At 69.8% G+C, this 11,815-nt stretch carries 11 protein-coding genes; 7 read left to right on the top strand and 4 right to left on the bottom strand.

Translation table 11 applies throughout. The features are described 5' to 3' along the window. Positions 1-199: 199 nt before the first annotated feature. The 3 genes from LPA41_RS17050 to LPA41_RS17040 all read left to right on the top strand — a co-directional run bounded on the left by LPA41_RS17050 (position 200) and on the right by LPA41_RS17040 (position 3,646). Entirely contained in the window at positions 200-1,894 is a 1,695-nt protein-coding gene (locus LPA41_RS17050; RefSeq protein ID WP_229071371.1) for a nitrite/sulfite reductase, read from the top strand. A 151-nt stretch (positions 1,895-2,045) separates the two neighbouring features. Further along, positions 2,046-2,822 (top strand): phosphoadenylyl-sulfate reductase, encoded by a 777-nt coding sequence (locus tag LPA41_RS17045; protein ID WP_229071370.1) that lies wholly within the window; start codon positions 2,046-2,048, stop codon positions 2,820-2,822. Continuing rightward, the gene (locus LPA41_RS17040; protein ID WP_229071369.1) at positions 2,804-3,646 is read left to right on the top strand and encodes a sirohydrochlorin chelatase; all 843 of its coding nucleotides are present in this window, start codon (positions 2,804-2,806) and stop codon (positions 3,644-3,646) included. The genes LPA41_RS17045 and LPA41_RS17040 overlap by 19 nt, the downstream gene beginning before the upstream one ends. Before the next feature lie 1,913 nt (positions 3,647-5,559). Here LPA41_RS17040 and LPA41_RS17035 read toward each other — a convergent pair. Together LPA41_RS17035 and LPA41_RS17030 are read right to left on the bottom strand one after the other, a co-directional pair. Then, positions 5,560-5,814 (bottom strand): WhiB family transcriptional regulator, encoded by a 255-nt coding sequence (locus LPA41_RS17035; RefSeq protein WP_014447395.1) that lies wholly within the window; start codon positions 5,812-5,814, stop codon positions 5,560-5,562. A 413-nt stretch (positions 5,815-6,227) separates the two neighbouring features. Continuing rightward, positions 6,228-7,178, bottom strand: coding sequence for a diacylglycerol kinase family protein (locus LPA41_RS17030; RefSeq protein WP_229071368.1), 951 nt, complete (start codon positions 7,176-7,178; stop codon positions 6,228-6,230). A gap of 52 nt (positions 7,179-7,230) precedes the next feature. Here LPA41_RS17030 and LPA41_RS17025 point away from each other — a divergent pair, with 52 nt between their 5' ends. Together LPA41_RS17025 and LPA41_RS42995 are read left to right on the top strand one after the other, a co-directional pair. Continuing rightward, complete coding sequence (locus LPA41_RS17025) at positions 7,231-7,626, top strand: hypothetical protein (protein WP_229071367.1); 396 nt, start codon at positions 7,231-7,233, stop codon at positions 7,624-7,626. 38 nt (positions 7,627-7,664) lie between these two features. Next, the gene (locus LPA41_RS42995; protein WP_229071366.1) at positions 7,665-8,357 is read left to right on the top strand and encodes a FadR/GntR family transcriptional regulator; all 693 of its coding nucleotides are present in this window, start codon (positions 7,665-7,667) and stop codon (positions 8,355-8,357) included. 145 nt (positions 8,358-8,502) lie between these two features. Here the strand turns inward: LPA41_RS42995 and LPA41_RS17015 are convergent, their stop codons facing one another. Both LPA41_RS17015 and sodN read right to left on the bottom strand, forming a co-directional pair. After that, on the bottom strand, positions 8,503-8,910 hold the full coding sequence (locus LPA41_RS17015; protein ID WP_229071365.1) for an ATP-binding protein: 408 nt from the start codon (positions 8,908-8,910) through the stop codon (positions 8,503-8,505). A gap of 100 nt (positions 8,911-9,010) precedes the next feature. After that, a complete protein-coding gene (gene sodN / locus LPA41_RS17010) occupies positions 9,011-9,415 on the bottom strand; it encodes a superoxide dismutase, Ni (protein WP_127543292.1) in 405 nt (134 codons plus the stop codon). Positions 9,416-9,500: 85 nt separating this feature from the next. Between sodN and LPA41_RS17005 the strand changes: the two genes are divergently transcribed. Continuing rightward, a complete protein-coding gene (locus tag LPA41_RS17005; protein WP_229071364.1) occupies positions 9,501-9,809 on the top strand; it encodes a S26 family signal peptidase in 309 nt (102 codons plus the stop codon). A 141-nt stretch (positions 9,810-9,950) separates the two neighbouring features. Next, a complete protein-coding gene (locus tag LPA41_RS17000) occupies positions 9,951-11,198 on the top strand; it encodes an NADP-dependent malic enzyme (RefSeq protein WP_374238167.1) in 1,248 nt (415 codons plus the stop codon). Positions 11,199-11,815 lie beyond the last annotated feature (617 nt).

The raw sequence follows: 11,815 nt of genomic DNA, 5'->3' as shown, positions 1-11,815 counted from the left end.
GCAGTTGACCGCCGCTTCGTGGCCCGCCGCCACGTGGACTACGGCCGTGTCCGCAGCGCGATGTGTCCGGCTTCCTGACGACGCCCGCTTTTCCTTTTCGGGCGCGCTTCCGCCGGGCCCACTCCTGACACAGATGTCACGAGCCTCCACCGGGCCGTGAGCGGCAACGTGCGCCCACGAAACCCGGAGGAACGCCGAGATGGCGCCCAGCAACACTCCCGCTGCAGGTCCGACCGCCCGCCCCCGCAAGGTGCGCGGCGAGGGTCAGTGGGCGCTCGGACACCGCGAGCCGCTCAACCCCAACGAGCGCAGCAAGAAGGACGACAACCCCCTCAACGTCCGGGCGCGCATCGAGAACATCTACGCGCACGGCGGGTTCTCCTCGATCGACCCGGCCGACCTGCGTGGCCGCTTCCGCTGGTGGGGGCTCTACACCCAGCGCAAAGCCGGCATCGACGGCGGCCGCACCGCGGTGCTGGAGCCCGAGGAGCTCGAGGACGAGTACTTCATGCTCCGCGTCCGCTGCGACGGCGGCGCGCTCAACCTGGCCCAGCTGCGCACCATCGCGCAGATCTCCACCGAGTTCGGCCGGGACAGCGCCGACATCACCGACCGGCAGAACATCCAGCTGCACTGGATCCGGGTCGAGGACGTGCCGGAGATCTGGCGCCGGCTGGAAGCGGTCGGCCTGCAGACCACCGAGGCGTGCGGTGACTGCCCCCGCGTCGTGCTGGGCAGCCCGGTCGCCGGCGTCTCCGCCGAAGAGGTCATCGACGCCACCCCGGCCATCGACGAGATCGTGAAGCGGTACGTCGGTGACCCGCGCTACTCGAACCTGCCCCGCAAGTTCAAGTCGCAGATCTCCTGGCTCGCCGACGGGCCCTACCAGGCGAACGACATCTCGTTCGTCGGCGTCGACCACCCCGAGCACGGCCCCGGCTTCGACCTCTGGGTCGGCGGCGGCCTCTCCACCAACCCGCGGCTCGCCGAACGGCTCGGCGTCTGGGTGCCGCTCAACGAGATCCCGGACGTCTGGGAGGGCGTCGTCGGGATCTTCCGCGACTACGGGTACCGCCGCCTGCGTCACCGGGCCCGGCTCAAGTTCCTGCTCGCCGACTGGGGCGTCGCCAAGTTCCGCGAGGTCCTGGAGAAGGAGTACCTCGGCCGGACCCTGCTCGACGGGCCCGCGCCGGACCTGCCGGAGAAGCCGATCGACCACATCGGCGTGCACAAGCAGCGCGACGGCCGCAACTACGTCGGCGCCGCCCCCGTCGTCGGCCGCTCCTCCGGCACCCAGCTCAGCCGGCTCGCCGACCTGGTCGAGGCGCACGGCTCGGATCGGGTGCGGCTCACCGCGTACCAGAAGCTCCTCGTCCTGGACATCTCCGACGAGAACGTGGAACCGCTGGTCCGGGCCCTGCGCGAGATCGGGCTGGAGGCCCGTCCCTCGGCCTGGCGCCGAGGCACCATGGCCTGCACCGGCATCGAGTACTGCAAACTCGCCATCGTCGAGACCAAGGCCCGCGGCGAAGAGCTGGTGGCCCGGCTCGAGAGCCGGCTCGCCGACTTCGACGCCGACATCTCGGTGCACATCAACGGCTGCCCCAACGCCTGCGCCCGCACCCAGGTCGCCGACATCGGACTCAAGGGCCAGCTGGTCATGAACTCCCACGGCGAGCAGGTGGAAGGCTTCCAGATCCACCTGGGCGGCGCCCTCGGCATGGCCAAGGGCGAGACCGCCGGTTTCGGGCGCAAACTGCGCGGCCTCAAGGCCACCGCCGAGGAGCTTCCGGAGTACGTGGAACGCGTCGCCCGGCACTACCTGGACAACCGCAGTTCCGGCGAGACGTTCGCGAACTGGGTGCTCCGCGCCGACGAGGAGCTCCTGAAATGAGCGACGCCAGATCAGCGCCCCTCTACTGCCCGTACTGCGGTGACGAGGACCTCCGCCCCAACGAGGCCTCGCACGGCGCCTGGGAGTGCCACTCCTGCGCGCGCGTCTTCTCGGTCAAGTTCATCGGTTTACTGTCCAAGGGAGTCAACAGATGAGCATCCTGAACGCCACCGGTCTGGGCCTGATAAACCTCGGTGCCCCCGCTCTCGCCCCCGTGGCCGGCGTCGAACCGGGCCGTCGCACCCCGGACGAGCTGCGTGAACTGGCCGCCGCCGCCGGCCGCGACCTCGAAGGCAGCACCGCCGAGGAGATCGCCAAGTGGGCGACCGACACGTTCGGCGCCCGGTTCTGCGTCACCAGCTCCATGGCCGACGCCGTCGTGGCGCACCTCTTCTCCCGGGTCTCGCCCGGCGTCGACGTCGTCTTCCTCGACACCGGCCTGCACTTCCCGGAAACCCTGAAGGTCCGCGACACCGTGGCCCGCACCATGAACGTCAACGTCCGGTCCGTCCGCCCACGGCTGACCGTCGGGCAGCAGGACGGCGAGTACGGTCCCCGCCTCTTCGCCCGCAGCCCCGACGAATGCTGCTTCCTGCGCAAGGTGGAACCGCTGGAACGCGCCCTCGCCGAGTACGACTCCTGGGCCACCGGCCTGCGCCGCGACGAGTCACCGACCCGGGCCAACACGCCGGTCGTCGCCTTCGACGCCAAGAAGGGCAAAGTCAAGGTCAACCCGATCGCGGCGTGGACCCAGACCGACGTGGACCGCTACATCAGCCGGTGGAACGTGCCGGTCAACGAACTGTTCAAGAAGGGCTACGGTTCGATCGGCTGCTGGCCGTGCACCCGCCGGACCAAGGCCGGCGAAGACCCGCGCGCCGGCCGCTGGGCGATGTTCGAGAAGACCGAATGCGGTCTGCACGTCTGAACCCGGCCCACCGGCCGGCCGTCGTCCTCGTCGCCCACGGCAGCCGCGACCCCCGGGCCGCGGCCACCACGGAGGCGCTGGCCGGCGCGGTCCGGCGGGCCCACCCGCAGTGGCTGGTCCGGGCGTCCTACCTGGACCACGCCGGCCCGCGCCCCCTCGACGTGCTCGCCGCGGTGCCGTCCCGCCGGGCCGTCCTGGTGCCGCTGCTGCTGACCGCCGCCTACCACGGCCGGGTCGACCTGCCGGCCGTCGCCCGTGCCGCCGAGGCGCTGCCCCTCACGGTGACCTTGGCGGACGTGCTGGGCCCGGCGTCGCCTCTGCTGCTGGATGCCCTGTGCCGCCGCCTGGCCGCCACCGCCCCCGGCGTCCTGCCGCCGTCGGGTGTGTCGCCGTTTCCAGCTTCGGATTTTTCTCCGTTCGGCCGGGCGCTCGCCACGGCCAATGGTGCTCTGCCGTCCACGCTCGACGGGGTCGTCCTGGCCTCAGCCGGGACGCGTGACCCCGCCGCCCGGGCGACGGTGGCGGACGCGGCCGCGGCCCTGGGCCGCCGGTTGGGGTTGCCGGCCGAGGTGGCATACGCGTCCGGGGCCGGTCCGGCCCCCGCCGAAGCGGTGACCCGGCTGCGAGCCGCCGGCGCTCAGCGCGTAGGCATGGCCGCCTACTTCCTGGCGCCAGGCCTCCTCTACGACCTGGCGGCCGACACAGCCCGGTCTGCCGGCGCGGTACTGGCGGCCGAGCCGCTCGGGGACACACCTGAAGTGGTACGTCTGGTCGGCGCCCGCGTCAAGGCGGCCCTGAGCGGGTCCTTCGCAGCCGCCGCCTGAAGGTGCCGCGCCCGGTGCCGCTGCTCCTCGGCGCTCGCTTCCCGACTCATCGTGCCGCGCGTCCATCGCCCTCGGTGGGATACGCACTCTTGATTGGCGCGGCGAACGTACCTGCCAGCCGTCCCGATGAGATTCACTCCGAAGTGTGCCTTCAGCCCCACAGGGCGGCCCGCAGTGTGTTCTGTCCACGTGCGAGTCCGCCCTGTGACCTCCGCCGGATTGCCTCGTCCGGAGGCTTTGATCCCGGGCTCGAGCTGGCCGGGTTCGGCTTGTGCCTGTGGTTGCTGGCTGGTCGGGTTCGGCTTGTGCCCACAGGCGGTGGGGGAGCGCTTCATGTGTCCCGATAGGTGCCGGTCAAGCAGCGATGCCCGCTGCGGTGGGTTCGCGTGGCGGTGTTGATCTGCTAGCGATGCGAAATCGCGGTGATCATGGACCTGAAACCGCGATTTCGCATCGCTAGCAGATCAACATCTCGCCATGGGCGGCTTGTCGGGTGCCGCCGCAGCCCACTAGGGGGCCGCAGTGATGCGCACGCGGTATTCACAGGACCGACGCTGATCCGGACCGGCGCTTGCCCGCACCGGGCTCGGCCGAAGTGGTGCTTGCTCGGACTGGTGCTTGCCCGAGTCGGGGCTCGGCCGGAGTGGCGCTTGCTCGAGTCGGGGCTCGGCCGGAGTGGCGCTTGCTCGAGTCGGGGCTCGGCCGGAGTGGCGCTTGCTCGAGTCGGGGCTCGGCCGGAGTGGTGCTTGCCTGGGCTGGGGCTCGGCCGGGCCGGCGCTTGCCCGCACCAGGGGCTCGGCCGGAGTGGTGCTTGCTCGCACCGGTGCTTGCTCGGACTGGCGCTCGGACGCCAGTCCACGGTGTTCCGTTGTCTTCGGCTTGGTGGCGCCCGGTGTGCCGGGAGGAGCCGGCCGGCTGCAGCATGTGCCCGGGTGCGCATTCGACGATCTATCCGATCCGCGCGGGTGAGGTGCTCGACATGCCGGCTGGCGACGCGGGCAGAGGTTCCGGCGGAATCCGCGCCTTGCCGCCGCGCGCGTGATGCCGCGTCCGCCTGCGCCCCCTGGGCGGCCACGTCCAACCTTGCCGGCGTGCTGGAGTTCACCTTCGCCGATCGCCCAGCCCGCGCTCAGGCCGTGGTCCCACTCTGGGCGTTGGTGGTGGTCCCACTGTGAGCGTTGGCGGTGGTCCCACTCCGGGCGTAGACGATTGTCGCGCCTTGCGCTTCGGTGTCCGTCCAGCCTTGCGCTTCGGTGTCCGCGCAGCCCTGCGCTTCGGCGTTCGCGCAGCCCTGCGCTTCGGCGTCCGCCCACCCTGCGCGTCCGCCTGGATGCTCGTCGCGTGGCGCCCCGCCGTGTGTCGGCACATGGTGGCCTCAACAGGCGCTGCTTCGCGCGGCCCCACCCCCGGAGTAGCCCTGAGACGCCGGGCGCCGTAGGGGCCGTAAGAGGGCGGGCCTACCCCTTCCGGGGGACACCGGGCGCTGGACCGCCTGTACGCCGCCTCAAGCGCTCAACGGCGCGGAGATCGCCACCGCCGGGCAGGCGGAGATCCCTTGAGGCTCTGTGGCGCTCTCAGCGGGCGAAGCCGCACCTCGGGCGGGGGCATGAGTGAAGCCGCAGTGGTAGGGGAAGTGGCTGCTTGCCGGTAAACGGAGCAGGTGACTCCTGGTTACCGTCACTCCGCGCAAGGTAGCGACTAAAGAGTGATCGGGTCACTCCGATGCGGAGTGTGTTGAGTTGGCGACGCAATGCGCGCTGATCCGAATTTCGAGATCATTTCGGGGAAGCGGGGAAACGTACGGTGATCGCAATTGCGCACTGTGGAATGGAAACGCTCGGTGAGCGAGCCGAAACAGCAAGACGCCCCGGTGCCGTCAGGCCCGGGGCGCAAATGCTGTGTGGGGGATTGAATCAGGCGGTGGGAGCGCCGACCCGGAGGCCGCCGCGACGCTTCACTGCGCGCCGCTCGTCTTCGCTCATCCCGCCCCAAACGCCGGCATCCTGACCGGACTCGAGCGCCCAGGAGAGGCACGACTCGGTCACCGGGCACCGCCGGCACACGGCCTTGGCCTGCTCGACCTGCAGGAGCGCCGGGCCGGACGTCCCGATCGGGAAGAACAGCTCAGGGTCCTCGTCGCGGCAGATCGCATCGTGACGCCAGTCCATGGCGGCAAACTCCTTGTTTCGGATGGGGTAATGAAAACAGTGCTGTTTACCTATATGCATGCGCAGTGGTTGTCCACGGGTTGTACCCGAGTGATCACCAGTGCGTCAGCAAGCTTTTGGTGTTTGGTGGCTGTTCCGCGCTTCTGGATTAGGAACGCGTACAAGCAGCAACCGGTTACTTCTTATCGCTTGTGAATGCTTTCACGAACTCACGCGATGTCAAGGGTAGCGCTGGAAGTTTCTCCCGGCGGGTGAGCTGGCTCACGTACCCTTATGTCCGGTTCGGCCGCTACTGCCGACGCCGGATGACGAACGCTCCCATCAATGTAGTACGGTCCTGGCCACTTCGCCGACCTTTTGACCGTGTTTCTGTAACGGATCGTGAGCACCTACCGGGTTCACGTACCCCGTTGTCAGCAGATCACACGCAGAGCCGACGGGACGGACACGAAGTGCACTTTCTGTCGCTCCCCGAGGTAGTCGCCGTCCAGCTGGAATGCCTGAGGCCGGGACGCGACCACGGTGAACTCGGCGATGTCATGCAGCCGTAATACTTGTTTACCTCGAAGATCACCGGAACGCCACGCGAGTTGTGTCACGGTCCGCGTGGTGGCGGGCAGGTTGAGGCGGTGCAACGCCATCACGTCGAGGCCCAGATCGAACGATGCGTCCGGGTTCGGGTCGAGGGCTCGGTCGCCGACGTAGGTCCAGGGTGCGGTGTTCTGCACGATCACGGTGCTGAGGCCGGTGGCGCTCTCCTCGCCGGGGCGTTCCAGCGCGAGCGGCGGGTCCTTACGGTCCAGTCCGGTGAAGAATTGGCCGGCCATCGACCGGAAGTAGAGCCCCGGCGTCGACGTGCGGCCGCGCAGACGGGCCTGCTCCACACTGCGGATGGTCGCGGCGTCCCAGCCGAGGCCGGCGGTGAAGGTGAAGTACCGATCGTCGGCGCGACCGAGATTGATCACTCGATGCCGACCGTCCCGGATGCCGTTGAGGATCACCCCGGCGCCGTCCACCCAGTCGCGCGGCATGCCGAGCGCGCGGGCGAAGACGTTCGTCGAGCCGCCGGGCACCACGGCCAGCGCGGGCAGCCGCAACGCCGGCGGGCCGGCCAGCTCGGCCAGCGCGGTCGATGCGGTGAGCAGGCCGTTGACCGCCTCGTTCACCGTGCCGTCACCACCCAGCGTGACGACCAGGTCGACCCCGCTCTCGGCCGCCTCCCGGGCAAGCCGGGTGGCGTGGCCACGCCGTTCCGTGTATCGCACCGTCAGGTCCACCGCGCTCTGCAACGCCCGGACCAGGACCTCGCGGCTGCGCTCACTGGTCGTCGTCGCCCGGGGGTTGACCACCAGCAACGCTCGCATGGGCGGCACTGTACCTGCCGGAAGCCCGCTCGGCTGTCGGTATGGTGCAGGTGTGACCGGTGAGAAACCCCTGACCGATGGACCTGCGACCCTCGAATGGGGGGTTCGGCTGCTCTATGTACAGGCGGCCGCGCTCGCCGTGCTCACCGCGTACCTCATCGTCCTTGATCTGACGAGCAGTGAGATCGACGTGGCGGTCGCCGCCTCGCTCACCGTGATGGCCGCCCTGGCCGCGGTCGCCGTCTTCTTCGTCGCCCGCGGGCTGGGGCGCCGCGCCGTCCGCGCCCGTGGGCCGGCCGTCGTGGTGCAGCTGTTCCTGCTGGCCACCGGCGGTTTCCTGCTCCAGATCGACATGCTCTGGCTGGGCCTGGCGATGCTGCTGCTCGCTCTGGTGACCGCCGTGCTGATCCTGGTTCCGCCGAGCAGCCGAGCGTTGGGCGTCGATTAGCGGGTATATGGCGGGCGATCAGGGCCTAACCTGGACGGGTGACCGGCTCAGCGGTGCGTCCACCCGCCTATCAGCAGCTCGCCGACGAGTTGCGAGCGGAGATCACCTCAGGGCGCCTTCAGCCCGGTGAGCGTCTGCCACCGGAGCCCGAACTATGCGTCAAGATCGGCGTCAGCCGCAGCACCGTCCGGGAGGCGCTCCGTCTTCTCGCCAGTCAGCACCTGATCGTCACGACTCGCGGGGTCACCGGCGGCAGCTTCGTGTCGCATCCCGACGCGGAGCAGTTGGCCGACGGTCTCTCCACCGGGTTCGCGCTGCTCACCCACTCCGCGAACGTGGGGTTCGCCGACCTGCTGGAGTTGCGGCGCGCGCTCGAGGTGCCGGCGGCCGGCCTGGCCGCGACCCGCCGCACCGACGGGCACCTGACGGAGCTGCGCGGTGCGCTCTTCGACCCGGCGATCGACGACTTCGACACGATGATGGCGGCGCACGCGGCGTTCCACCGGGCGATGTCCAAGGCCACCGGAAATCCGCTGTTCGAGCTGGTGGGAAGCCCGCTCTACCAGGCCTCCTACGGGGAAGAGGTGATCGGCTCCCTGCCCGAGGACTACTGGGGGCGGATCGACGGCGATCACCGCCGACTGCTGGGCTGCGTGCTGGCACGCGACGCCGAGGGCGCCACGAAGGCGGCGGCGGAACACCTCGACTACATAGCCCGCACCGTACGCTGACCGAAGCCTTCCCGAGCCGTTCCCGGCAAAGGCCGTGGTCAGCGGCCTCCCGTACCGTTCCCGGCAAAGGCGGTGATCAGCGGCGTCCCGAACCGTTCCGGCAAGGCCGTGGTCAGCGGCCCTCCCGAGCCGTTCCCGACCGGGCCTAGAACTCGGTCCGGCGCGTCAGCAGCCGGATGGTGGCGTGCCGCCCGGTGGCCTCGGCCTCGGCGGACGTGGTCAGCGCGGTCAGCACCTTCCACGCGAAGGACGACTCGGACGGGAGTCGGGCGCCGCGCACGGTGGCGACCGTGACCTCGACGGTCAGCGCGTCGTCGGTGACCGCGAAGCGGCATTCCAGCTCGGCGCCGCGGGTCGCGATCGCGAGCAGCATGGCGCACGCCTCGTCGACGGCGATGCGCAGGTCCTCGATCTCGTCGAGGGCGAAGTGCAGCCGGGCCGCGAGACCGGCGGTGGCCGTTCGGAGGACGCCGAGGTACCCACCGTCTGCGGGGACGGTCAGTAGTACGACGTCGTCGCCGACGTCCGGCTCTGTCTGGATCAGCTGAGTCACCCGAACCCCCTCCTCCTGATGGAGGAGACTCTAGCCGCTCACTGAGGGTGAAGGCAGGCCCGGCGGCCGGGTCGTCCCGCCGCCGGGCCTCCTGCGGGCCTCAGGCCTGCTTGGTCTCCCAGAAGATCTTGGAGATCTCCTCGATCTTGCCGAGCAGCTGCTCCGCGACGGCCGGGTCGACCGAGCCCTTGGCGCCGGAGGCACCGGCGAGCTTGGTGGCCTCGTTGAAGAGCTGGTGCAGGTTGGGGTACTTCTCGAAGTGCGGCGCCTTGAAGTAGTCGGTCCAGAGCACCCACAGGTGGTGCTTGACCAGCTCGGCGCGCTGCTCCTTGATCAGGATCGCCCGGGTGCGGAACTCGGGATCGGTGTTGGCCTGGTACTTCTCGGCGATCGCCTTGATCGACTCGGCCTCGATCCGGGCCTGCGCCGGGTCGTAGACCCCGCACGGCAGGTCGCAGTGCGCGCTGACCACGGTGCGCGGGGTGAGGAAACGCGGAAGTCGCATCAGGACTCCTCCATTGAGTTTGCAATGATCCGTGATTGACAGTACCCCTTACGCCCATGGGGGAACGCGACGGAGGCTTGCTGCCTTGAAATGGCAATTACCGCTGTTCGCAGTGCTCGTGCACGGCCCCTCGATGGTGCCGGTGCTGCGGTCCGGAGACGCGCTGCTGGTGCGCCGTGGTGCCCGGATCCGGGCCGGTGACATCGTGGTGGCACGGTTCCGCTCCCGGCCCGATCTGCTGGTGGTGAAACGGGCGATCCGCGAGCAGGACGGCGGCTGGTGGCTCCAGGGTGACAACGAGTTAGTCATCGACGACTCGCGGAAGTATGGCGTCGCGGACGTCGTCGGGCGTGTGACATTTCGCTACTGGCCCAGGCCAGGGCGGCTAAGTTAGGCTCTTGTGATCCCCGGCGCACACTCGCGCCGCGGTCGCTTTCTCGGGTGATCCCCGCATCGCACCCCACCCTGGCGCATACTCGCGACCAGTAGTGGTCAGGTGCCACGTTATCAACGCCGATGCCGTGTGGAGTTCACCGTGTCTTTCTTCAGTTTCGAGCTCGATCCTGCCCTGGCCGCCGATCCGGTCTTCGACCTGCACCGTCAGGGCAAGATGACGATGAGCGCCACCGTCCCGCTGTCCAGCCGGGACGATCTCTCCCTCGCCTACACGCCGGGTGTCGCCCGTGTCTGTGAGGCGATCGCCGAGGATGAGGCGCTCTACCCCGACTACACCTGGACGGCCAACACCGTCGCCGTGATCACCGACGGCTCGGCCGTGCTGGGCCTCGGCAACATCGGCCCCAAGGCCGCGATGCCCGTCATGGAGGGCAAGTCGGTGCTGTTCAAGCAGTTCGGTGGGGTCGACTCCATCCCGATCTGCCTCGACACGCAGGACGTCGAGGGCATCATCGCCGCCGTCAAGGCGATGGCACCGTCCTTCGGCGGCATCAACCTGGAGGACATCAGCGCGCCGCGCTGCTTCGAGATCGAGCGCCGCCTCGACGCCGAACTCGACATCCCGGTCTTCCACGACGACCAGCACGGCACCGCGGTCGTGACGCTCGCCGCCCTGCGCAACGCGGCCAAGCTGCTGGGCCGCCGCTTCGCCGACCTGCGGGTCGTCATCAGCGGTGCCGGCGCGGCAGGTGTCGCCATCACACAGACGCTCATCGCGGCCGGTGTGGAGGGCGCCAATATGATCGTCTGCGACTCGCGCGGGATCATCCACGCCGACCGCCCGAACCTCGGGCCGGTCAAGGAGCGGCTCGCCGCCACGACGAACTTCTCCGGGCGCACCGGCGGGATCGCCGAGGCGCTGATCGGCGCCGACGTGCTGATCGGGGTCTCCGGTGGCGCCATCGAGGAGTCCGCTCTGGCCGGGATGGCGCCGGGCGCGATCATCTTCGCGCTGGCCAACCCGACGCCGGAGGTGCCGCCGGCGGTCGCACACCGGTACGCGGCGATCGTCGCGACCGGCCGCAGCGACTTCCCCAACCAGATCAACAACGTGCTGGCGTTCCCGGGCATCTTCCGCGGCACCCTCGACGTCCGGGCCACCACGATCACCGACCGGATGAAGGTGGCCGCGGCCGACGCGATCGCGGCGATCGTCGCCGACGACCTGCGACCGGAAGCGATCGTGCCGTCCCCGTTGGACCCGCGGGTCGCCCCGGCGGTGGCCGCCGCGGTCGCCGCGGCGGCAGCCGAGGACGGCGTGGCCCGGCGGACACCGGCACCGGCGCAGGTCGTCACCGCCCCGGGCGACGTCAAGCAGACCGCCTGACCCGGCCGGCTGGCGTCGGGCAGTCCGCCTGATCCGGCCGGCTGGCATCGGGCAGTCCGCCTGATCCGGCCGGCTGGCGTCGGGCAGTCCGCCTGATGCGGCCGGCTGATGTCGGGCAGTCCACCTGACGCGGCCGGCTGACGTCGGGCAGTCCGCCTGACGACCGAAAGCGACAGCAACCGCAACCGCGCCGCTCCTCCACGACGAGGGCGGCGCGGTTTCGCGTAGGCGGCAGGGGAGCGGGGGTTGCCCCCGTTACCCGGTTCCGGGCCCAGTGGCGCCGGACGTGCCGCCCCTGTCGAGATGTTGATCTGCTAGCGCTACGAAATCGCTGTGATCATGGGGTCGAAACCGCGATTTCGCATCGCTAGCAGATCAACACCGCCGCGCGGAGCCAATGCAGCCGACCGCAGCCCCTTGTCCAGGGACCGCAACCGAGCGGAAGGCAAGCAACACCACGCCGTCCCTCCGCCTCGCCCGCCGCCGCAGCAACCTCCGGCGCGCCATGTTCCGCGACCTCTACCAGCGCAACCGACAGAAGAGCTCGTACCGCCTGCTTGACAAGACCATGGGGATACCCCGGCAGGGGAAGGCGTCGGTTGCGCGCCCGGCTGGAG

Origin of the sequence: Actinoplanes sp. DH11, from assembly GCF_020873875.1 — a bacterium.
Classification (GTDB): domain Bacteria; phylum Actinomycetota; class Actinomycetes; order Mycobacteriales; family Micromonosporaceae; genus Actinoplanes.
The sequence above is the reverse complement of the archived record's forward strand: the minus strand, read 5'-3'. Positions and strand labels throughout refer to the sequence as shown.

Bases quoted from the DNA above. Each gene is read 5' to 3' on its own strand.
- LPA41_RS17050 (WP_229071371.1), top strand. From the start codon at position 200: ATGGCGCCCAGCAACACTCCCGCTGCAGGTCCGACCGCCCGCCCCCGC.
- LPA41_RS17030 (WP_229071368.1), bottom strand. From the start codon at position 7,178: ATGCGAGCGTTGCTGGTGGTCAACCCCCGGGCGACGACGACCAGTGAG.
- LPA41_RS17045 (WP_229071370.1), top strand. From the start codon at position 2,046: ATGAGCATCCTGAACGCCACCGGTCTGGGCCTGATAAACCTCGGTGCC.
- LPA41_RS17040 (WP_229071369.1), top strand. From the start codon at position 2,804: ATGCGGTCTGCACGTCTGAACCCGGCCCACCGGCCGGCCGTCGTCCTC.
- LPA41_RS17035 (WP_014447395.1), bottom strand. From the start codon at position 5,814: ATGGACTGGCGTCACGATGCGATCTGCCGCGACGAGGACCCTGAGCTG.
- sodN (WP_127543292.1), bottom strand. From the start codon at position 9,415: ATGCGACTTCCGCGTTTCCTCACCCCGCGCACCGTGGTCAGCGCGCAC.